The organism is Ruegeria sp. G2, from assembly GCF_056533505.1.
On sequence record NZ_JBQFON010000003.1, the window covers coordinates 83,414 to 104,415 of the forward strand.

The window sequence follows — 21,002 nt, forward strand, 5'->3', positions numbered from 1 at the left end:
GCCATTCGGAAGGATACCAGCTGGTACGGATAATCCTGACGTTCCTGTGACAACAATGTTCAACTGCTCTGTTTCAGGAAAATTGCCAAGTCCATTACGTTTGTGCCGGTTGGCCCTGTGATAAGCGCGTCTCCGGATCGGGAAAGGTAGCTATTTGAATCGAAGTTCTTTTGTGCCTCCAAAGCGCCGGGCATTTTTGTGTATGTGTTGACGTCCACAAACGATCCAGCAGCACACGTGTCGCCGTCCGTTCCATCAGTTCCTGCGACCAGTCCAACGATATCTCTATGGCCCATGAAGTGTCGCGCCAGCTCCAGTGCAAGCGCCTGATTGCGGCCGCCCGAGCCGTGGTTTCGGGGGAGAACGACAGTTGGCTCTCCGCCGAAAATGTACAAACCTTCCGGCCCATCTGTAATCTCTTGCGCGATCCGCGACGCGACATCGGCCACGTCCGCGTACATGTTTTCTTGATTGGTGATCGTCCAGATACCGGCTGATTTTCCAGCTTGCTCCACTGCATCACGCGCCACGGCGTTCGAAGCGACAATGTTGCATTCATAGGTAAAACTGGCGCGCCCGCCCGGGGCACCGATCCCGGAACCGATAACTGAAATACTGTTTCCGGCGACATCCGAAATTGCGAGTACGTCAACTTGTTGCCCTTTGAAAGTTGCGAGTAAGCCGCCTCCCTTGATTTCAGAGATGGCTCTTCGGCGCTTGTTCACTTCTTTGATGTCAGCACCTTCAGCCAGCGCGACTTCTGTCAGGGTCACAAGATCGGTGAGGCTAACTCCTTGTCTCAGATGTTCAACAAGCGACGATGCGCCGCCTGAAACGAGCATCAAAAGATGGCTGCCAACTGGGCAGTTCTCCACAAAGTTCCGAAGGCCTTTGCCGGCCTTCAAAGATGACTGATCCGGTACAGGATGACTGGTTTCGAAAGTCTTGACGTTATTTGTAAAAACCCTGTTCTCTAGATGCTTGGTCTTGGTGACTAGATATGTAGGTATCGTGTTTCGCCAATCGCCCGGCAGACCGTCAAACATAGCGGCGGCTGCTTTGCCAACGGCAACAATATGTGTAGGGCGTTTGAGATCGGGGTTTGACGCCCGCCTACGCACGCAAATGTCTCCCTTCACGGACGACACGGCTGCCCTAAATAGAGTCAAAAGTGTGTTTCTGTGGCTGTCTGTCATGTTATTTTAGGATCAGAGAATTAACGGGAAAGACCTCTGCCAAACCGTATCGCGTTGGCCTGATAATGCCGCGCGTTTTGGCGAAGGCCCTCGATCTGTTCTTCACTCAGTTCCCGTTTGATCTTTGCAGGTGTCCCGACGACCAGAGAATTGTCAGGAATTGTCGTGTTTTCTGTGACCAAAGCGCCTGCGCCGATCAAACAGTTTCGGCCAATCGTTGCACCGTTTAGAATGGTGGCCCCCATTCCAATCAATGAGCCGCCACCGATCTTGCAACCATGGACAATTGCGCCGTGTCCGATTGTACAATTCCGTCCAATGACCAGCGGGTATCCGGGGTCGGAGTGTAAAACGCTGTTGTCCTGAATATTGCTTCCTTCGCCAATGTACATCGGGTCATTATCAGCTCGGATGACAACGCCGAACCAGACGCTGGCCTTCGCTGCAATTTCGACATTGCCGATGACATGAGACCCCGGGGCGACAAAAACGCCCTCCGCTATGTTCGGCTCCAAACCGTCCAAAGAATGAATCATTATATTTCCTTTTCTTTGACCGTCGAGTACTTGGGTGGAGCGCTTGCGGACAGGCCCCGCCCGAATTGCCCACTACATTTGGGCGTAGGTTTGCCACGGTGCAAATTCTGCTTCACCAACGTCCAATTCTTCGGAACGGGTCTTGGTCCCGGAGGCTGTTTCGAGGATGGTTTCGAAGATCCGCTGACCGGCCTCAGCCACGGATTCGTCACCTTGGGCAATTGTCCCGCAGTTCAAATCCATATCGTCTTGCATACGGTCGTACATCGCTGAGTTGGACGCGATCTTGATCGATGGCGCTGGCTTGTTTCCGTAACAAGAACCGCGACCTGTCGTGAAACAGACCATGTTGCAACCCGAGGCGACTTGTCCAGTGATCGAGACGGGATCGTAACCGGGGCTGTCTACGAACACCAAACCATTGGCGGTGATCTTTTCCCCGTATTTAAAGACACCGTTCAAATTGGTGCTGCCTGCCTTTGCCACGGCCCCCAGCGACTTTTCCAGAATCGTGGTCAGTCCGCCAGTCTTGTTGCCCGGTGTCGGGTTATTGTTCATTTCGGACCCGTGTTTGGCGGCGTATTCTTCCCACCACTCAAGAAGATCGACCAGTTTTTGGCCAATTGCCGGGGATGCCGCCCGATCTGTCAGCAGGTGCTCGGCACCGTAAATCTCGGGGGTTTCAGCCAGGGCCGCGGTGCCACCATGCCTGACTAGCAGGTCAACAGCGTGGCCAAGGGCCGGATTGGCCGTGATCCCGGAGTATCCGTCTGATCCACCACATTGCAGCGCCACGCTGAGGTGGGAGGCGTCAACGGTTTCGCGTTTGGCCTTGGCGGCTTGTTCCAATGCGCTCTCAAGCCACAGCAAGCCTTTTTCAATCGATTTGCGTGTACCGCCCGCGCTTTGCAGCGTGTAGTATTGAAAGTTCTTGCTCTGAGGCCTGCCATAGGCTTCCAGCATAAGCGGGATCTGGTTGGCCTCGCATCCTAGGCCCAGCATCAGAACGGATGCAAAATTCGGATGGGTGGCGTAGCCCCAGATCGCGCATTGCAGCTTCCGAAATGCTTCGTCGTCTGTGCCGATGCAGCAGCCAGCTCCGTGCACAATCGGAACGATGCCGTCAACGCCGGGATACTGATCCAAAAGGCCTGAACGCTCGGCTTCGCGGGCCAAGTGTTTGGCGGCCGAGGCCGAACAGTTGACCGAGGTGACAATGCCGACGTAGTTGCGGGTTCCGACCTTGCCGTCTTCTCTTCGAAAACCTTGAAAGGTTGCGCGTTGAGGCAGTGGGACAAAATCTGTTTCACTCGCCTTGGCTCCGAAAGATTGGGAGCGGTGAAATTGCGCCATTTCAACGTTGTGGACGTGTACATGTTCGCCGCGCAAGATGTCTTGGGTGGCAAGACCAATGACACGCCCGTATTTGATGATCTCTTCACCGCGCGTGATGTCTGAGAGGGCGATTTTGTGGCCCGAAGGGATTGCTGATGGGGTGACTAGGTCGATGGGCGAAAGTTCGGTGCCAGGTTCGATGTCTTGCAGTGCAACCGCGATGTTGTCGTGGTCGCTCAGGGTGAGAATGCGTTGTTGTGTCATGGGGATTCCGCTAAGTTTTGGCGTTGAGAATGCGGTCTTGCTGGAACGACGAAGTTAGCATTCCTGAGTGTCTTTCTTGTGGCGTAGCAGGGACATCAGTTTGCGGTCACGACTGACCTGTGCAGCAGGGATATCTTCAACCGGCGTTCGCGCTGACAGTTCGGTGGCCAGCTTGTCATTTGCCACGCTGGTCCAGTCGATGTTCTCGTACGAACCGATGCCAAAGCCCCGGTACATTGCCCCGTAGCGTGCAACATAGTCAGTTACGCCGCCGGGAGCGTTCAGATGAATGGTCTGCATTGGGCCCATGATTGACCAGCGCAGCCCAAGCCCGTCGCAGATTGCCTTGTCGAGATCGGTGGCAGTTACGATGCCGTTGCTGACCAGACTGAACGCCTCTTCTAAAAGCGCGCCTTGCAGGCGGTTCACAACGAAACCGTCGATCTCCTGACTCAGCACGATGGTTTCGCGCTGACATTTGATCATTAACTCGTTCACTGTTTCAACAGCGTGCAGATCAGTCCATGGCGACGGAACAAGTTCGACAGCAGGATGCAAATGTGGCGGGTTGATAGGGTGTACGACCAGACACCGCTGTCTGCCTGGGATGTGTTCGCAATAACGCGACGCGGAAATGCCCGAGGTTGAGCTTCCGATGGGCACATCTGCGCCTGCGATGGCGTCGATTGCCAGCGTGATCTCTCGTTTGATCTCGACGTTTTCGGGGCCGTTCTCCTGCACGTAGATCGCGCCCTGCACAGCGTTCTCAAGCTCAGAGGCAACGGAGATGCGCCGCAGGATTGTCGGGGCATCAGAGGCATCTATGAGTTCGAATTCGGCCAGATCCGCGATACGCTTTTCCATTGCCTTTAAAGCGTTTTGCGCGGCCTCAGGCGACAGATCATACATCGCAACATCGTACCCGGCCTGTGCAAATACCGCTGCCCAACCCTGCCCAATCAACCCTGCGCCTATAATAGCGATTTTGCTCATAAGTTTTCGTCCATGGTGTGAGGAATATCGGTGTCAGGAATTGCTTAGAAGGCCACCTGGTCGCCGCCTTTGAGGCCCAGAATTTCACGGGCTTCATCGGGTGTGGCGACTTGAAGGCCAAGCCCTTCAACGATGGTCCGGATCTTGCGAACCTGTACCGCGTTGGATTGGGCAAGTTCGCCGCGGCCGGCCCAAAGGCTGTCTTCTAGCCCAACGCGAACATTGCCGCCCAAGGTTGCCGCTTGCGTCGCGATGCGGAACTGGTTCGCGCCAGCGCCCAGAACGGACCAGCGATAGTCGTCTCCGAACAGACGATCAGCTGTGCGTTTCATGTGAAGGACGTCTTCGTGGTGGGGACCGATGCCACCCAGCAAGCCAAAGACTGACTGAACGAAAAACGGCGCTTTGACCAAGCCGCGATCCGCAAAATGCGCAAGGTTGTAGAGGTGGGAGGTATCGTAGCATTCGAACTCGAACCGCGTACCGTTGCCATAGCAGGTTTCCAGAACATACTCGATGTCCTTGAACGAATTGCGGAAGACGAGATCGCGGGAACCCTCCAGATGCTCGCGTTCCCATGCATGTTCGAAGGTCTTGAACCGGTTTAGCATAGGATAGAGGCCAAAGTTCATAGACCCCATGTTTAACGAGGCCAGCTCGGGTTGATATGTCGCAGCGGGTGCGGCGCGTTCTTTGACGCTCATATACGGGCTGCCACCGGTTGTGATGTTGACCACAGCGCCTGAGCTTTGCTTGATTTGAGGCAGGAACGCGGCGAACCCCTCGGGGCTCTGGTCAGGCCGCCCGTCTGGATGGCGTGCGTGCAGGTGAAGTATCGCGGCTCCGGCTTCGGCGGCGGCGAGGGAATCATCGATGATTTCTTCCGGCGTCACCGGCAAGTGGGGCGACATAGACGGCGTGTGAATCGCGCCGGTTACGGCACATGTGATGATGACTTTGCCTGCGCCGTTGCTTATATTCTCTGTTGATTTTACATTTAGTGTCATAGTGTTACCACATTTCCGTCAACGGCAAGAGATTGCCCTGACAAGTTCACGCCAGCGTCCGAGATGAGGAACGCGACAGTTGCCGCGACATCATCGGGGCTCACCATGCGACGCATGGAAATCTTGTTGAGATACTCGTCCTTCATGACCGCATCGCTGACACCCGTGGCAACAGCCTGATCGTGGATCACCTTTTCCATCCTCGGCCCATCGACGAACCCGGGCAGAATAGCGTTCACGCGAATATTGGAGGGGCCTAACTCTTTGGCGAGACTTTGGGTTAGGCCGATGACGCCAAATTTGGCTGCTGAGTACGGGGAGCGTCTGGCGTAGCCATGCTTGGCAGCAGCGGAGGCCATGTTGACAAGCGCGCCGCCGCCCCGTGCTTTGATCATGGGTATCGCCCGTCGAGCGGCCAGGAACTGACCGGTGAGGCAGATGTCGATGCACCGACGCCAGTCTGCGGGCGAAAGGTCTTCTAGATTGCCGGTTGGCCCGGCTATCCCAGCATTGTTCACTAATGCGTCCAGCCCGCCAAAAGCCTCCTGAACCTCGTCAAAAAAGCCATCTATCGCATTTTCGTTCGAGACGTCCGCCTCAACCGCGATGCATCCTTCAAGCTCAACGCAAGATCGACGCAGCGCGTCTGTATCGACATCACAAATCGCGATCTGGGCACCTTGTGAATTGAGCATCCTTGCTATGCTGAACCCGATTCCGCTGGCACCGGCCGTGATCACGACCTTCTTGCCCTCCAACCCCGGCAGGGACATCTGCCTTGCCTCTGTCTGGTTACTAGATGAGTTAGTGGTCATGTCACCGCCTCTACTTGCCGAAGACCGCATCCGGGACCCAGAGCACAAGGCTTGGCCAAATGATCAGAAGGGCAAGACCTGCCAGTTGCAGCGCTACAAAAGGGATGATGCCGCGATAGATGATGCGGATAGAGATTTCGGGTGGGGCGACGCCTTTGACGTAGAATAGTGAATAGCCGAAGGGTGGCGTCAGGAAACTGGTTTGCAGATTGACCGCCACAAGCATGGCGAACCACAAAAGTTGTTGTTCACGGGATATCCCTAGCCCAAAGTCCAATCCCGCTACGATAGGCGCAAATAGTGGAAGGACGATAAAGCTGATCTCGACCCATTCCAGGAAGAACCCCATGATGAAGATCAGCAGAAGCAGGATGCCCAGTGTGCCGTAAGCACCAAGATCGAAGAACAGGATTGCGTTCTCGATCATCTTGTCACCCTTGAGGCCCTTGAAGACCATGCCAAAGATCGTGGCGCCAACTAATACGCCTAGTATCATCGCAGAAGTATTGCCTGTTTCTCGGACGCAGCCGGACAGGGTTTTAAAGGTCAGTTTGCGATTGATGGCCGCGAGGATCATCGCACAAATCGCGCCTAGACCTGCGGCTTCGGTCGGGGTGGCCGTACCCGTGGCAATCGACCCAAGAACAGTCAGGATAAGAACAAGCGGTGCAAACAAGTCGCGCAGCAGCGCCAGTGCTAGGGATCCTTCGGCTGGAACCTGTGTTGATACAGGGGCATCGGTTGGCTTCGTCAACGCAACGAATACAATATAGCCGATGTACAGGCCACCCAACAGCAGGCCAGGAACTACGGCCCCCAGGAACAGCTCGCCAACGGAAATCTGAAGAATATCGCCCACCAGAACCAGCATGATCGAAGGCGGAATCAGAATTCCCAGAGTGCCCGAGGCCGCAATGGTGCCAACAGCCAGCTCCGGCTTGTATTTCTCGCGCAGCATAATGGGCAGAGCCAGTGTGCTCAGCATGACCACCGAAGCACCAACGATGCCAGTGCTGGCCGCCATGATGATGCCCAATAAGGCGACGGAAATGGCCAACCCGCCTCGTCTCCGACCCAATGCGCGCTCAAGCGAATAGAGAAGGTTTTGAGCTAAACCGGATTTGTCGAGCATCGCACCCATGAAGACGAACAGGGGCACCGCAAGCAAAAGCCAGTTTTCAATAACGCCTGCGTAGATGCGCGAGACGCCAATTTTGAGGAATGCAAATGGCAAACCGCCGATAAAAGAAAACAGAATTCCGATGCCGCCGAGAACAAAGGCAACCGGATAGCCACTGAAAATTCCCAAAAGCAAACAAATGACCATGGATAGGGGAATGATGTGTTCAATCATGGGAATCCCCCGTCCCGAACAGACTTTTGAGTTTTTGGATAGTCAGGCCGAGACCGGCAATCAGCATCAAACCAAAGCCGATGGGAAGAAACGCCTTCAAAAAAAACCGGTCATACATACCGTCATAATCCGAACCTTCACCCATGTTGAATGAACGCAATGTAAAGTCATAACCGTGGAAAACTACGATGACGCAAAGAGGCATCAACAGAGCCAGATGGCCTATCACCTCAATGATGTCCTTCGTTTTTTTACTAAAATGCTGACGTAGGAAATCGACGCGCACGTGACGGTCGCTGACGATTGCTCCGGCCATTGTGAGCATCAGCATGATTCCAAAGAGGTGCCATTGCAAATCGCCGATACTAGAAAGTGTCAGCTTGGACCCAAACAGGAAAATGTCATTTTCCCACCGAAGGATTGTACCGACCTTGGCTGCTGACAGCGTCACGCCAATAAGAACCAGAATGAGGATGGGAATAATGAGCCAAGCCGCGGCCCGACCTATCCATACGATCCCGCGAAGAACCGTATGGACAGGGCCGATACCACGATTTGGATCACTCGGTGGAGCGTCCATATCGTGTGCCATTTTGGCTTACTCGGCGGGGAGAGTTTGCAGGCCGGTCCAGCGTCCCGACGACGCCACGAAGTCCTTCATCGAGTGGTAGGCCTCGCCATAAAGCGCATCTTTCTCGGCTTCGGCACTTAGCACACGTTCTGTAGCAATCCGCAGTTCCGCAAGAACTTCGTCTGGGAAGGATTTGACAATGGTGCCACCCCCCTCGAACACTTCGATCTGCGGCGTTTGGGCCGCAGGGGCATATTGCAACGTCCAGGCCATACTGACCTGACAGGCCGCTTCATACATCGCCTGTTCAGCCGCGCTCATGCCATTCCAGACATCCATATTGATCATCAGCACATCAACGCTGCCCGGCTGGTGCCATCCCGGATAGTATTGATATTTTGCGATCTGGTTGAAGCCAAAATCCTTGTCGATAATTGGCAAGGAAAATTCGGTCGCGTCGATGCGGCCACGTTCCAACGCAAGATAGATTTCGCCTGCGGGCATGAACTGAGCTGATGCGCCAAATTCGTTGAGAACACGTGCACCAACGCCACCCATGCGCATCTTCAGACCATTAAAATCTTCGACTGAATTGATCTCTTTGTTGAACCAGCCGCCCGGTTCGGGCGCGGTGATGTGGCAGGCCAGTACCTTAATGTTCAGATCGTCAAACCCGCGCTGAACGATTTCGAGACCACCGCCCACATGCAGCCAAGCCGCCAACGCATCTGGTCCGGCCCCAAAGGGGGTTGCCCCGATCTGAGCCACTGGGATTTTGCCGCCCCATTGACCAAGGAAGCTCCATCCCGCCGGGATCGCCCCGGAGCTAACGTTATCAAGAATCTCACCTGCGGGAACCAGTTCACCCGATCCATAGAGTTGCAGACCAACATCGCCGTCGCTCATGTTGCGCAAGGTTTCATCCATGATCTTAGCGCTGTCCGCCAGGAACGTCAGATCCTTTGGAATGCTCATGTGGACGTCCAGAATATCTGCGGATGCCGAAGTCGCGCCATAAGCCATGGAGCCGGCAACAAGGCTCGCGGCAATTTTCGAATATTTCACTGTATTCCTCCCGTAACTATGCCCGACACGAACATCCATAGCGGCCAGTTCGTAAGGCTGATGCATGATATTTTGATTATTGATCAAAAATCAACTTAATAATAATTGCCCATTGTTGCGCATGATTCCAATTGGTTGGATAGGTTTAGGCTGACTTGGGGACCTCACATAACACTACGATTCTAAGAATCGAGGCCGAAAACGAAATTCCTGAACATCGCCTATCACGATGTGCATCTTGGACATTCGACACTCTGCAAAATCGATAACGCGTTCTTGCTGCATGCTTCAGGCAGGCGTGCCATCATCAAACAAAGTTTTCACCAGCACGTCATAAGCATCCGAAATGTCGAGAAACAGTTCCTGCGTGGCGGTTGGTTCGTCGCCGTCGCGAATGGCTTGCACAATTTTCCGGTGATGATTGTTGGACACTTTGTACTGATTTTTTCGCTCCAGTTGATACAGATGCGGGCTGACCCGTAGCCAAAGCGTGTTGATGATGTCGATCAAAACCGGAGAGTGCGACTGTTGATATATCCTTAGATGAAACTCGTAGTTGGCCTTGATATATCCCTGTACATCGTCGGATTGCTCAGCTGCCTCCAACTGCTTCAGCAGTATCTCGAGCTCGGTCAAAAACGCATCGTCACGATTGGCCAGCGCCCATTTGACAGCCAACGTTTCAACTTCCAGGCGCACATCGCGCAGGTCAGTAAGTTCGTCATATCCGAGGCTGGGAACGCCCAGCGAACGCCCCGATACATTTGCCACCACTCCAATCGCCTGGAGACGCGTGAGCGCCTCGCGAACAGGCATGGCGCTCACGCCAAACGCTTCGGCGACCCGAGCGACATGCACCGCCTGACCAGGTGTAAATTCACCTTCGCGCAAAAGAGTGCACAGTTGATCATAGACCTGATCGTGAAATTTCTCTTTCTGAATCGGTTTGGCATTTTTGAGCATGACCCATCTATTCGCACACATTCAGTTAGGAAATCCACCTTACATTACCACTCCATGTCACCCAATTCAGCGGGTATCGGACAAGAGGTGTTGACCGCCCCTTCCACCGCGCAAACTGTGAGTTCAAGTAGGGCCAGCCTTGCAAAAAAAAGAATATAGCAAATGTCGGCGTAGTGGGCAGTAAGCACACTATTGCAATGACTCTTCTAGAGTCTGCTAAGGGGTTCTTTTCGGTGGTTCGCAACGTAACAGGCCGACCACGTTTTGGGTCGTTCGTTAAAGTTTGCAAAGTCCGCTTTCTGCGCTTCGCTGACATCAGTTCGTCGGCGGCCTAGCCGAGCTCGTCATTCTGGACCTGAATAGCCGCTTCTGGAGTTCCCAAAGAACGGCATTTCAACCGCAGTGAACTTCCGCCTCCCGCCCTGGATCCCCAATCCAGAACCATCGGACCGCACGTATCGTGGCAGTTCTTGGAATCTAGAAAAATAGACAAGTTGGCTGAGGTCAGTCCGCCAAAACCGCCAGAATTAGTAAAAGTTGCCGTCTTACCCGTCAAAAGTTGCATTTCAAGCCGGACAAGTTGCGATTCACGCCGGACGGCACACCCTTGTTCTTATGGCTGGGGTGGTAGGATTCGAACCTACGATACACGGTACCAAAAACCGCTGCCTTACCACTTGGCTACACCCCAACGGTGAGCGGCTATCTACGACTGTTGCTTTCGGGGTTCAAGGGCTTTTTTGGACAAATATCATATCGATCTGCAAATTTTTCTGACAGCGGTTTGGTGATGTCTACCGCTCTTTGGTAAGTGTTCGAAATACTGAAAAGATGGTGAATTCCAAGGATTGGTTCAGGTGAGTGTTTCTTGGATTTCTTGGCAAAGGCGCAGCTTTTGGTTTATGCATATGAACTTCAACCTGCGACTGCGTTTCAATTGCATGATGCGCATATTAACCTGTTGAAATATTGTGTTAAAATAAAAATATGACGATTGAAAATTCCCGATCACTCACCTAGGTGATTATTGTCCGCTATCCAAAAAAGGAGCCTATTATGAAGCTGAACTTGCAAGTTGCAGAGGCATTGAACAAGCAAATAAATAATGAGCTTCATGCTTCGTATACCTATCTGGCGATGTCGGCCTATTTCGAGGCGCAGGACCTGCCAGGTTTCGCCAGTTGGTTCCGGGGGCATTCCGTAGAAGAAGATACTCATGCAATGCGTATTTTCGACTTTATCGCCAAGCGGGGTGGCCGGATCAACCTGGAGGGGATCGCCAAGCCGCAAACGGAATATGAATCGCCTGTTGATGTGCTCGAACAGGCTCTGGCGCAAGAACAGACAGTAACCGGGCAGATCAATGCGTTGTTCGAACTGGCGCACGAGGTCAAGGAATACAGTACGCAGAATATGCTGAACTGGTTCTTGGCAGAGCAGATCGAGGAAGAGGATTTGTTCACTTCGATCTTGGATAAGGCCAAGGCGGCCAACGGAGATCGCTGGAATCTATTGCTGCTGGATCAGGAACTGGCCAAGCGCGGCAGCGGGCAAGCCGAGGGTTAACCAACACAGAATTCAGGATAAGGGGTGGTTATTCCCGAATTTCAGAGGGATCGACCCCCCAAAGATTGTTCTTGAGGGTCCAGCCACGATAGCCGCCGGCCGAAATGCGGCACCAATCCGGTGTACATTGCTCTAGTCGGGCGACAACCCCGGTTTCGAAATGCGCGTTCACCTGCGAATTTGAGTCGGGCAGGGTGTAAACCGGCAGCAAGTCGGATTCTATGAGAACAGTCCGCACGCCTGAAAGCAGAGCGTAGTGAACCCAACCCCCTGCGCCGTCGTGGTCCTGCACTTTGCGCCAGTTTCCGTATTCAGCCGTGATCTGCAGCGGCATGCCGCGTCGCTTGAACACCCAGTCGATTCGGTGGGTCAGAGATGGGCCGCGGCGCACATTACCCTCGGCCGCTTTCATTGAGACATATCGGGGTAGAGGCAGATTCGTGACTTGGCCACGTTTTTCCTGCGCAGACGCGGCCACAACGCCAAACGCGAGAAGAAACACCGAGATCAACGCCACAAAATGGCGATTCACTGAAAAACTAGCACTCACTGCCTGTCTGCTCTTATGCCTGTCGATCGTGCGTAAAAAAGGTTGAGACGATGCCCAAGGGGTTCTTGTGCCCCGTGTAATCCTGCGCCACGATGCCATGGCGCGCGGCTGTTTGCAAAGCGGTAGGAGGGCTAAGGTGCCAAGAGAACGTCTGAGTGTTGTCGTTACGCGACGGTTACCCGAAGCGGTGGAAACCCGGTTGAGCGAGCTTTTCGATGTAAAGCTGCGGGACAACGATGATCCCATGACACGCGAAGAACTGACTGCCGCAGTGAAAGAAGCAGATGTGCTGGTCCCAACCATCACCGATACCATTGATGGCGGTATTTTGGGGCAGGCAGGCGAGAATTTGCGCTTGATTGCGAACTACGGTGCGGGTGTCGACAATATAGATGTAGCGACAGCGCGGCAGCGGGGCATTCTTGTTTCGAATACTCCAGGCGTACTGACCGACGATACCGCAGATATGACGATGGCACTGATCCTGGCGGTGACCCGGCGTATCCCTGAGGGGCTGGGCGTCATGCAAAAAGGCGATTGGGCCGGGTGGGCTCCGACTGCCTTGCTGGGTGGCAGAGTTGGTGGACGCCGGTTGGGTATTCTTGGCATGGGCCGGATCGGGCAGGCGGTTGCCCGCCGTGCCAGTGCCTTTGGAATGCAGGTGCACTATCACAATCGCCGCCGCCTGCGCCCAGAGATTGAACAAGAGTTGGAAGCGACCTACTGGGAAAGCCTTGACCAGATGGTTGCACGAATGGATGTCATTTCGATCAATTGCCCGTCGACGCCTTCGACATTTCACCTAATGAACGCGCGGCGATTGAAGCTGATGAAACCCTCGGCTGTGATCGTGAATACTTCACGTGGTGAAGTCGTAGACGAAAACGCGTTGACCCGGATGATCCGTGCGGGAGAAATTGCTGGTGCGGGCTTGGATGTTTATGAGCAGGGCACAGACGTAAATCCTCGCCTTCGGCAACTGCCAAATGTAGTTTTGTTGCCTCATATGGGTTCGGCCACGCTCGAAGGTCGGATCGAGATGGGTGAGAAGGTCATCATCAACATCAAGACATTCGAGGACGGCCATCGGCCGCCTGATCAGGTTGTGCCTGCAATGCTATAGGCCGCGGCCTGAAGGAAAGGGAACGCAATGGTGCAGGCAGCCGCTTTGCAGCGAAATGAATCCGGAATAGAAACCGCTGTTGGAGTTCTGAAACAAAGATTCGGAGACCGGCTGCAAACCGGTGCCGCGATCCGTGAGCAGCACGGGCACACTACGACCTGGATCGTGAACCAGAGCCCTGATGCGGTGGTCTTTCCGCACTCTACCGAAGAAGTTGCGAATATCGTTAAGGTCTGTGCCGCGCATAAAGTGCCGGTAATCCCTTTCGGTACAGGCACTTCGCTTGAGGGGCATGTGAACGCGCCTGCCGGTGGGATTTCCGTCGATCTGAGCCAGATGGACAAGATACTGGCCGTCAACGTCGGTGATCTGGATTGCGTGGTACAGCCGGGTGTCACCCGCGCCGATCTGAATACCCATCTGCGGGATCAGGGTCTGTTCTTCCCCATTGATCCGGGCGCGAATGCGTCTCTGGGTGGCATGGCCGCGACGCGCGCGTCTGGCACCAACGCAGTGCGTTATGGGACAATGAAAGACAACGTGCTTAGCCTTGAGGCCGTGATGCCTGACGGGCAAGTGATCCGCACTGGGCATCGGGCTCGCAAGTCCTCGGCCGGGTATGATCTGACACGTCTGTTGATTGGTGCCGAGGGGACGTTAGGCATCATCACTGAGATCACTTTGCGTCTGCATGGTATACCCGAGGCCATCAGTTCAGCGCGTTGTTCATTTCCAACAGTGGATGCGGCATGCCAAGCTGTGATGCTGACCATTCAATATGGAATTCCTGTTGCACGGATCGAACTGCTGGATCAGATGTCTGTCAAAGCGGCAAACGCCTATTCGGGGCTGGACCTCCCTGAAACACCTCTGCTTTTGCTAGAGTTTCACGGTTCCGACAGCGGAGCGGCTGAGCAGGCCGAGACCTTTGGGCAAATCGCGGGAGAATTCGGTGGCAGCGATATCACCACCACCTCGACAACCGAAGAGCGCAACAAGCTGTGGCAAGCCCGGCACGACATGTACTGGGCCAGCCTGCAATTGCGACCGGGCGCGCAGGGGATTTCAACGGATGTTTGCGTTCCGATCTCGCGTCTGGCCGATTGTGTGACAGCCGCACAGGAAAAAGCTGCCAAGTTGGGATTGCTGGCCCCGATTGTGGGTCATGTCGGAGACGGAAACTTCCATACTCTGTTGTTGATCGATATGGACAACCCGACTGAAGTCGCAAGCGCTGAGGATTTCGTTGGATGGCTGAACGATATGGCCATTTCGATGGAAGGCACCTGCACTGGGGAGCACGGAATAGGGCAAGGAAAACGCCCTTATCTGGTGAAAGAACTGGGTGCAGCCACGGCCTATATGGCGGCGATAAAATCGGCGCTGGACCCTGATAACATCATGAATCCGGGGAAGATTCTTTAGTATATAAGCTGTATGTCGACGGACAGATAATTCCAAGGATCGGTCATATCCACGCCCAAATTTCATAGGATTGAATCTCTTCAGAGCACTAATTGATTCTGAGGTTGATTTATGGGCGCCTTGCGGTTCATTGGATTTTTGCTGATCGCGGCGATTGTTATCGCGGGTCTTGACTATTACCAGCAGGATAAAAAGCACGACAATACATTGTCCTTTGCAGGTTATATCGAAACGATCAATGATCGTTTCGGCTTGTATAAGGCCGAGCAGGTCGCCAAGCAGGCCGAACGTGAGCGCAAGAAAAGCTGGGATGCGGGCACAAAATCCTTTTTGCCATCTCCCCCCGAGGGTTGGAGCCGCTATGATCTTATAGATGCCGATAGCAAGCCGGTTCAGGCGGTTCTGTCGGGGTATGAAATATCGCCCATCATCAGCTCTATTTCCGGCCAGGCTGAATTACAGCGCCTCACGAATGAGGGGCGCGAGGGTCTGATACGTAAGCTGGCAGAGTCGGGTTATGTTTATGAAAAAGATGGTGAAATCGTCTGGTTCGACATCACATTGAAGCCTAAGAAAGCACGCAATACTCTGGTTGGTCTGGCACTGGGGCGACAGGCCGACTTTATGAACGCGATGCAGTTTTCTAACGGATATGCCGTCATTGATGGAGTGGCGTTTGCGGAAGTGACCGAGGGTCTTTCTGGCGATGTTCAAGAAAGCGACATCCGTAAGATCAAAGGTCGCATCGGATTTGATGAAGAGGTAGTGCTGCGTCTGCACACCAATGCAAGCGATGCCACGATCCGGCAGTTTTTGAATTCAGTCGATTTGGCCGGGCTGAATGCACTATTGGAATTTCCCTCGGTTGCGACGGGGCAGGGTATTTATGTTTCACTGGAGGAACAGCCTGAAATGGCAGGAAAAATGCTGGACCTCTATGGGAAAATGGTGGCTGTGCAGGACAAGGTGACACAGCAGAAACTCGAGAACATGGATATCGGAGCTGTGATGTTGAACACGCTCACAGCGACGGATTTCAACGCAGAAGGTCTGGCCGATATCACTGGCGGCAAAGTCTTTGAAAATCAGGACAATTTGCAGGTGGCCTATGGAAAGGCGCTTGAGTTGATATTGCAATCGGATCAACGTCAAGCCGACGCCAGTCCGACTGACTCGGGTGGCGGTTTTATCGATGGATTGCTACAGAAAATCCCCGGTTTTGGGGCATTTGGCGGCGGCGCAGTCGCCGCTGCAGCAAACGCAGGACGCTCAGACGTCCGTGTTCAAAAAGGAAACGAAGGATCTTCCTGCGCAATGAGTGGAAGCTCTAAACGCTGCACCTTCGGTAAAAACTGATCGGATTGTCACGCCCGAATAACGAACCTGCATCAATTGCGGGTCGTTTTTCTATTATCACTGGTCGGATGAATGTCGCGCCGGGCACCACAAATGCGCCATATGGTGTCAACAGATTCCAAGGGGAGACACCCGGCTATGAAAACCCAAGTCAAAGCACTGGTTGTCGGCGGCGGCGCCGTCGGAACCTCGATTGCCTATCACCTGGCCAAGGCGGGCTGGGATGATGTGATGCTGATCGAGCGGGACGAACTGACATCCGGTTCTACCTGGCACGCAGCGGGCCTGTTGCCATTGTTCAACATGTCTTATGCGACGACCCATATCCACAAATACTCGGTCGATTTCTACAAGACGCTTGAGGAAGAAACCGGGCTAAATGCCGGTTTCGCTGTGGTTGGCAACCTGCGCATGGCACAGACGCAAGAGCGTATGGACGAATACATGCTCTACGCTTCAACGGCTGAGACCTGCGACGTTGCCTATGAATGGCTAACCCCTGACCAAATCAAAGAGCGCTGGCCGCTGATCGAAACCTCGGATCTGAAGGGTGCGATTTATCACACCGAGGATGGCTATATTAACCCTGCCGACGTAACGCAGGCGATGGCCAAGGGTGCTCGTCAACGCGGTGTCGACATCGTGCGTAAGATGCAGGCCGATGCGTTCCACTGGAACGGCACCCACTGGGAAGTCACCTGCACCAAGATGGTCGAGAAAGGCGGCAACCTCGTTCCTTCAGATGAGCAGGTTGTGATCACTGCCGAGCATGTGGTGACCGCATCAGGCAACCACGCGCAGCGCACTGCCAAGATGTTGGGCATCAAGATGCCTGCCATTCCGGTCGAGCACACCTTCATCGTCATGGATAAAGACCCCGAACTGGTCAAATGGCGTGAAGCGGGCAACCCCGAACACCCCGTTGTGCGTGATGCCGACAATGAATCCTATGCCCGCGAAGAACGCGGTGGCTGGATTCTGGGTATCTACGAACATGGCGCGCCTGCGCAGTTCGAACACGGCGTGCCGGACAGCTTCCGCGCAGACCTGTTCCCGCTGGATCTGGACCGGATTGCCGATCAATACATGGCGATGGCCGAGCGTGTGCCTTCCTGCGCCGAATCCGGTCTGAAGGACGATTTCAACGGCCCTATCTGCTACACCCCTGACGGCAACCCACTGGTTGGTCCGGCGCCGGGTCTGCGCAACATGTGGCTTGCCGAGGGTTTCTCGTTCGGCATCACCGCTGCTGGCGGCACCGGCTACTATCTGGCGCAGATGATGGTCGACGGCGAAGCCGAGATCGACATGGCCTCGCTTGACCCCAAACGCTACAGCAGCAACTGGATGACCACCGAATTCGCGGCGCGCAAGAACGAAGAGTGCTATGAGCACGTCTACATCCTGCACCACCCCGACGAAGAGCGTGAAGCCTGCCGTCCGCTGCGAACTGTTCCGGCCTATGATCGTCAGAAGGCGCGCGGTGCTCAGTTTGGCTGGGTCAACGGCTGGGAGCGTCCGAACTATTTCGGCCCGCTGGATGCATCGGACAATTTCGACAAGGAAAGCCGTTCGTTCCGCCGCGGTGGCTGGTGGCAGTATGCCGTCGAAGAAGCCAAAGCGATCCGAGAAGGCGTGGGCCTGATCGATGCGTCGGCCTTTACCAAGCATGTCGTCAAAGGCCCTGGTGCGACCCAGTTCCTGGATTGGTTTACGTGCAACAAGCTGCCCAAGGTTGGTCGCATCAACCTGACCTACGCGCTGACCTCACACGGCACCACCCGCACCGAATACACTATCGTCCGCAACGGCGAGAACAACTATTACATCGTCTCTGCCGGTGCCTGGACCGAGTACGACGCCGACTATCTGCGCAAGGCGGCCGAGGACAAGATGGAGGAGTTCGGTTATATCGAGATCCAGGACGTGACCACTCAGTGGGGCGTATTCGCCATCGCCGGACCCAAGTCGCGTGACGTGCTGAAAGAGGTGATCAAGGACGCCGATCCGGAAACTGCACTGTCCAACAAGCGCTTCCCGTGGTTGTCGGCCCGTCAGATCGAACTCGGCATGTGCCCCGTGAACGCGATCCGAGTGGCCTATACCGGTGAACTGGGTTGGGAACTGCACCACCCGATCGAGATGCAGAATTACCTGTTCGACCTGCTGGAAAAAGCCGGTGAGAAGCACGGTATGAAGCTGGTCGGTGCACGTGCACAAAACTGGCTGCGCCAGGAGAAATCCTATCGTGCGTTTGGTACAGAACTGGGCCGTGACGCGACCCCACTGGAAGCTGACCTGCCACGCTTTGTTGATCTGTCGAAAGACTTCTACGGCAAGGCCAAGCTGGAAGAGACCGGCGTACGCGTGAAATGCTGCACTCTGCTGATCGACGGGCCGGGCGATGCCGATCCATGGGGCCGCGAGGCGCTGTACACGCCGGAAGGCGAGCGCGTCGGTCGTCTGACCTCCGGTGGCTATTCGGTGGCCTTCGAGAAGTCCATCGGCATGGGATATGTGAAGCCTGAACTGGCGGTCGAAGGTACTAAGCTTCAAGTCAAAATTCAGGACAAACTGTGGGATGCGGTCGTCACATGCGACAGCCCCTACGATCCGAAGAATGAAACCATCCGTAAGGACGGCTAATAACTTAGAAAGGCGGCACAAACCTGTACCGCCTTCCCCAAAAAGCCCGCCTCTGGTGGGCTTTTATTATGCGTTCAACTCGTCAAAGCAGTCTAAGGTTTTCGCCGCATACATCATAGATGGCCCGCCGCCCATCTGCACCGCCATCGCCAACACATCCGAAACCTCATCGCGAGTGGCGCCTGCTTTGACCAACGCCTCGGTATGCAGGGTGATGCAAGGCTCGCACCGAACGGCGATCGACATGCCTAACGCGATGAATTCCTTGGTTTTGTAGTCCAGGATCCCACCTTCTTTGACCGATTTCCCCAAGACACCAAAGGCTCGGGCGGTATCGGGAATGGCGCCGTTGAGATTGCGCAGGCTTTTGCGGGTCCCGTCCAGTGCTTCGTGCCAGCTCATAACAACATCCTTCTTAAAACATATGATAAATTGCATATGATACATAAGAAGGGGACCGGCTTTGATCCTGATCAGATTGCTGCTTTTTGGCCTATGAATGCCAAGTTGTTCGCGGGCATCTGAACGACCTCGACCAGTTCGAGGTCATTTTCAGAGAACAGCGCTATTATCTGGGTGTCATCTTTGTAGCCAATCTCTGGATCCTGATGAACCAATGCGTCGTGAAATCTCTGGTCGCCTTCGCTGGTCAAGCGCCCATGACGTTTGAAAGGGCCATATAGCACCAAACGCCCGCCCAAGTTCAAAACGCGCGCGGATTCGGCAATCAAGGTTTCAGCCTCGAGTAAGCTGATCAGATGTAATAGGTTGACCAGCACAACCAAATCTTGCCTTGCTATGGTTTTGTGCCAACCTGCCGCGGTTGCATCCAGATGAAGTGCAGGGGAAGTGTTTCTCAGCCCGGTCGAATAGGCGTCAATACTAGCGCGCCGTTCCGAGGTGACTTCGCTGGGTTGCCAATGAAGTCCGGGCAACCGCCGGGCAAAGGCCGATACATGCTGACCTGTGCCACTGGCCAGTTCCAACGCGCGGCCCGATGATGGGGCAACACGCGCAATCAGATCACAAAGCACCGCCGCGTTTCGGCTTGCTGCTGGGGCGACAAGCATGCCGTCATCACCTTCTGTGGCGACGCTTGCATTGGGGGGCAGTTTGCGCGGCGTCATCTGCGCAACCTTTCGGGCTTCAGCACTTGCACAGTCGTGGCATCAAGTGATGGTTCAGTACCTGTTACAAGATCTGCCACAAGTTGCGAGGCAGCCGGGGCCGTCTGAAACCCGTATCCGCCCTGCGCGGCAGACCAGATAAAGGTTCGGTCTGTGGGATCTGGCCCCAGAACCAAAGTGCCGTCCGATACAAAGCTGCGCAGCCCGGCCCAGTTTGTTTCAACACGTGTCACCGGTTCTGTCACCATGGCCTCGTACCGTGCCAAACCTTCTGCCAGAACCATGTCGTCGGCATAGGCATCATGGGGTGAGGTCGGGTCGGTCTCGCAAGGTGAAACGAGTAACTTTCCGGCATCGGGTTTGGCATACCAGGTTTCAGCGACCCCCAGCATCATGGGCCAGTTTTTCACATCATGCCCTCCAGGCGATGGTAGGCGGGCCATGGACCGACGAAATGGAGTAATACCGATTGGCTGGATTTCTGCCATTTGCGCCACTTCGTCCACCCATGCGCCAGCGGCATTTACCAAGTTGCGGGCTTCAAAGGTGTCAGAGGCTTCAACGATCCAGTGACCGGACTTGCGAATGCTGCCGACCTTCTCTCGGGTCAGGACTGATCCACCGTTGCGTCGGATGATCCGTGCATAATCCTGCAACATCCGGTCCGTATCTATGTCAAAGGCAGTATTGCTGATGGCAACATGTCCTACGGTGTCGGCATTCAGGATCGGGATTTGCTTTGTAGCCTCGTCCAGAGAAATTTGCTGAACTCCAAGGTCTTGAGCTTCCTTCAGGAACAACTCTTGTTGATCCTTGGCACCCACCAGCATCAATCCACGCGGTGTCAGGTATTCATTGACTTCAAAGAAAGCAGCGCTCTCTTCGTTCAGAGCTTTGACGGACGGCGGACCATATCCCTTTTCAAACAGGGCGGCGGACCGACCTGAGGTGTGATAGCCCAACGCATCCTCTGCTTCTAACACCGTGACGGTGCCGTGCTTGGACAGGCGGGCACCCGCGCTTAACCCGGCGATACCGCCGCCGATAATCAGGAAATCAATCATACGTGTTCTTTCGCTTCCGGCCGCGGGATGATCAATGTGACGCATA

At 54.6% G+C, this 21,002-nt stretch carries 19 protein-coding genes and 1 tRNA gene; 5 read left to right on the forward strand and 15 right to left on the reverse strand.

Going from position 1 to position 21,002, the window contains the following annotated elements; translation table 11 throughout:
• Window positions 1-59: 59 nt before the first annotated feature.
• The 11 genes from ACR0DU_RS07440 to ACR0DU_RS07490 form a co-directional block, all read right to left on the reverse strand.
• Window positions 60-1,196 carry a DUF4147 domain-containing protein gene (locus ACR0DU_RS07440; RefSeq protein ID WP_480873389.1) on the reverse strand — a complete coding sequence of 379 codons (1,137 nt, stop codon included), beginning with the start codon at window positions 1,194-1,196 and terminating at the stop codon, window positions 60-62.
• Between the two features lie 20 nt (window positions 1,197-1,216).
• Window positions 1,217-1,732 carry a gamma carbonic anhydrase family protein gene (locus ACR0DU_RS07445; RefSeq protein ID WP_480609117.1) on the reverse strand — a complete coding sequence of 172 codons (516 nt, stop codon included), beginning with the start codon at window positions 1,730-1,732 and terminating at the stop codon, window positions 1,217-1,219.
• 72 nt (window positions 1,733-1,804) lie between these two features.
• Window positions 1,805-3,331 carry an altronate dehydratase family protein gene (locus ACR0DU_RS07450; RefSeq protein ID WP_170780671.1) on the reverse strand — a complete coding sequence of 509 codons (1,527 nt, stop codon included), beginning with the start codon at window positions 3,329-3,331 and terminating at the stop codon, window positions 1,805-1,807.
• A gap of 54 nt (window positions 3,332-3,385) precedes the next feature.
• On the reverse strand, window positions 3,386-4,324 hold the full coding sequence (locus tag ACR0DU_RS07455) for a 3-hydroxyacyl-CoA dehydrogenase (RefSeq protein WP_170780670.1): 939 nt from the start codon (window positions 4,322-4,324) through the stop codon (window positions 3,386-3,388).
• A 44-nt stretch (window positions 4,325-4,368) separates the two neighbouring features.
• A complete protein-coding gene (kce, locus tag ACR0DU_RS07460; protein WP_480457583.1) occupies window positions 4,369-5,331 on the reverse strand; it encodes a 3,5-dioxohexanoate:acetyl-CoA acetone transferase in 963 nt (320 codons plus the stop codon).
• Window positions 5,328-6,146, reverse strand: coding sequence for an SDR family oxidoreductase (locus tag ACR0DU_RS07465; protein ID WP_170780668.1), 819 nt, complete (start codon window positions 6,144-6,146; stop codon window positions 5,328-5,330). Before ACR0DU_RS07465 ends, kce begins: the two co-directional genes overlap by 4 nt.
• Before the next feature lie 10 nt (window positions 6,147-6,156).
• Window positions 6,157-7,500 carry a TRAP transporter large permease subunit gene (locus ACR0DU_RS07470; RefSeq protein WP_170515324.1) on the reverse strand — a complete coding sequence of 448 codons (1,344 nt, stop codon included), beginning with the start codon at window positions 7,498-7,500 and terminating at the stop codon, window positions 6,157-6,159.
• Window positions 7,493-8,092 (reverse strand): TRAP transporter small permease subunit, encoded by a 600-nt coding sequence (locus tag ACR0DU_RS07475; RefSeq protein WP_170780667.1) that lies wholly within the window; start codon window positions 8,090-8,092, stop codon window positions 7,493-7,495. The genes ACR0DU_RS07470 and ACR0DU_RS07475 overlap by 8 nt, the downstream gene beginning before the upstream one ends.
• A gap of 6 nt (window positions 8,093-8,098) precedes the next feature.
• Complete coding sequence (locus ACR0DU_RS07480) at window positions 8,099-9,136, reverse strand: TRAP transporter substrate-binding protein (protein WP_170515330.1); 1,038 nt, start codon at window positions 9,134-9,136, stop codon at window positions 8,099-8,101.
• Between the two features lie 288 nt (window positions 9,137-9,424).
• Window positions 9,425-10,099: a GntR family transcriptional regulator gene (locus ACR0DU_RS07485; RefSeq protein ID WP_170709972.1), complete on the reverse strand. Its 675-nt coding sequence runs from the start codon at window positions 10,097-10,099 to the stop codon at window positions 9,425-9,427.
• Between the two features lie 616 nt (window positions 10,100-10,715).
• Window positions 10,716-10,790: transfer RNA gene (locus ACR0DU_RS07490), tRNA-Gln, on the reverse strand.
• Between the two features lie 365 nt (window positions 10,791-11,155).
• Between ACR0DU_RS07490 and ACR0DU_RS07495 the strand changes: the two genes are divergently transcribed.
• Window positions 11,156-11,665: a ferritin gene (locus ACR0DU_RS07495; RefSeq protein WP_010443316.1), complete on the forward strand. Its 510-nt coding sequence runs from the start codon at window positions 11,156-11,158 to the stop codon at window positions 11,663-11,665.
• Window positions 11,666-11,693: 28 nt separating this feature from the next.
• Here the strand turns inward: ACR0DU_RS07495 and ACR0DU_RS07500 are convergent, their stop codons facing one another.
• Complete coding sequence (locus ACR0DU_RS07500) at window positions 11,694-12,197, reverse strand: SH3 domain-containing protein (protein ID WP_010443315.1); 504 nt, start codon at window positions 12,195-12,197, stop codon at window positions 11,694-11,696.
• 154 nt (window positions 12,198-12,351) lie between these two features.
• On the opposite strand from ACR0DU_RS07500, the gene ACR0DU_RS07505 reads away from it, so the two are divergent.
• The 4 genes from ACR0DU_RS07505 to ACR0DU_RS07520 all read left to right on the forward strand — a co-directional run bounded on the left by ACR0DU_RS07505 (window position 12,352) and on the right by ACR0DU_RS07520 (window position 18,765).
• Window positions 12,352-13,338, forward strand: a complete 987-nt coding sequence (locus ACR0DU_RS07505) for a 2-hydroxyacid dehydrogenase (protein ID WP_319546542.1) — start codon at window positions 12,352-12,354, stop codon at window positions 13,336-13,338.
• Between the two features lie 27 nt (window positions 13,339-13,365).
• On the forward strand, window positions 13,366-14,763 hold the full coding sequence (locus tag ACR0DU_RS07510) for an FAD-binding oxidoreductase (protein WP_480873393.1): 1,398 nt from the start codon (window positions 13,366-13,368) through the stop codon (window positions 14,761-14,763).
• A gap of 111 nt (window positions 14,764-14,874) precedes the next feature.
• The gene (locus tag ACR0DU_RS07515) at window positions 14,875-16,119 is read left to right on the forward strand and encodes a hypothetical protein (protein ID WP_480873395.1); all 1,245 of its coding nucleotides are present in this window, start codon (window positions 14,875-14,877) and stop codon (window positions 16,117-16,119) included.
• 138 nt (window positions 16,120-16,257) lie between these two features.
• Complete coding sequence (locus ACR0DU_RS07520; RefSeq protein WP_480873397.1) at window positions 16,258-18,765, forward strand: GcvT family protein; 2,508 nt, start codon at window positions 16,258-16,260, stop codon at window positions 18,763-18,765.
• Between the two features lie 66 nt (window positions 18,766-18,831).
• Here the strand turns inward: ACR0DU_RS07520 and ACR0DU_RS07525 are convergent, their stop codons facing one another.
• The 3 genes from ACR0DU_RS07525 to ACR0DU_RS07535 form a co-directional block, all read right to left on the reverse strand.
• Window positions 18,832-19,167 carry a carboxymuconolactone decarboxylase family protein gene (locus ACR0DU_RS07525; RefSeq protein WP_170780661.1) on the reverse strand — a complete coding sequence of 112 codons (336 nt, stop codon included), beginning with the start codon at window positions 19,165-19,167 and terminating at the stop codon, window positions 18,832-18,834.
• A 71-nt stretch (window positions 19,168-19,238) separates the two neighbouring features.
• Window positions 19,239-19,892: a DUF938 domain-containing protein gene (locus ACR0DU_RS07530; protein WP_480873399.1), complete on the reverse strand. Its 654-nt coding sequence runs from the start codon at window positions 19,890-19,892 to the stop codon at window positions 19,239-19,241.
• Complete coding sequence (locus tag ACR0DU_RS07535) at window positions 19,889-20,956, reverse strand: NAD(P)/FAD-dependent oxidoreductase (protein WP_480873401.1); 1,068 nt, start codon at window positions 20,954-20,956, stop codon at window positions 19,889-19,891. The genes ACR0DU_RS07530 and ACR0DU_RS07535 overlap by 4 nt, the downstream gene beginning before the upstream one ends.
• Between the last annotated feature and the right edge of the window lie 46 nt (window positions 20,957-21,002).

Excerpts from the sequence above, each read along its gene's own strand:
- ACR0DU_RS07470 (WP_170515324.1), bottom strand. The coding sequence starts at position 7,500 with ATGATTGAACACATCATTCCCCTATCCATGGTCATTTGTTTGCTTTTG.
- ACR0DU_RS07455 (WP_170780670.1), bottom strand. The coding sequence starts at position 4,324 with ATGAGCAAAATCGCTATTATAGGCGCAGGGTTGATTGGGCAGGGTTGG.
- ACR0DU_RS07475 (WP_170780667.1), bottom strand. The coding sequence starts at position 8,092 with ATGGCACACGATATGGACGCTCCACCGAGTGATCCAAATCGTGGTATC.
- ACR0DU_RS07450 (WP_170780671.1), bottom strand. The coding sequence starts at position 3,331 with ATGACACAACAACGCATTCTCACCCTGAGCGACCACGACAACATCGCG.
- ACR0DU_RS07525 (WP_170780661.1), bottom strand. The coding sequence starts at position 19,167 with ATGAGCTGGCACGAAGCACTGGACGGGACCCGCAAAAGCCTGCGCAAT.
- ACR0DU_RS07515 (WP_480873395.1), top strand. The coding sequence starts at position 14,875 with ATGGGCGCCTTGCGGTTCATTGGATTTTTGCTGATCGCGGCGATTGTT.
- ACR0DU_RS07485 (WP_170709972.1), bottom strand. The coding sequence starts at position 10,099 with ATGCTCAAAAATGCCAAACCGATTCAGAAAGAGAAATTTCACGATCAG.
- ACR0DU_RS07520 (WP_480873397.1), top strand. The coding sequence starts at position 16,258 with ATGAAAACCCAAGTCAAAGCACTGGTTGTCGGCGGCGGCGCCGTCGGA.
- ACR0DU_RS07510 (WP_480873393.1), top strand. The coding sequence starts at position 13,366 with ATGGTGCAGGCAGCCGCTTTGCAGCGAAATGAATCCGGAATAGAAACC.
- ACR0DU_RS07530 (WP_480873399.1), bottom strand. The coding sequence starts at position 19,892 with ATGACGCCGCGCAAACTGCCCCCCAATGCAAGCGTCGCCACAGAAGGT.
- ACR0DU_RS07440 (WP_480873389.1), bottom strand. The coding sequence starts at position 1,196 with ATGACAGACAGCCACAGAAACACACTTTTGACTCTATTTAGGGCAGCC.
- ACR0DU_RS07535 (WP_480873401.1), bottom strand. The coding sequence starts at position 20,956 with ATGATTGATTTCCTGATTATCGGCGGCGGTATCGCCGGGTTAAGCGCG.
- ACR0DU_RS07465 (WP_170780668.1), bottom strand. The coding sequence starts at position 6,146 with ATGACCACTAACTCATCTAGTAACCAGACAGAGGCAAGGCAGATGTCC.
- ACR0DU_RS07445 (WP_480609117.1), bottom strand. The coding sequence starts at position 1,732 with ATGATTCATTCTTTGGACGGTTTGGAGCCGAACATAGCGGAGGGCGTT.
- kce (WP_480457583.1), bottom strand. The coding sequence starts at position 5,331 with ATGACACTAAATGTAAAATCAACAGAGAATATAAGCAACGGCGCAGGC.
- ACR0DU_RS07495 (WP_010443316.1), top strand. The coding sequence starts at position 11,156 with ATGAAGCTGAACTTGCAAGTTGCAGAGGCATTGAACAAGCAAATAAAT.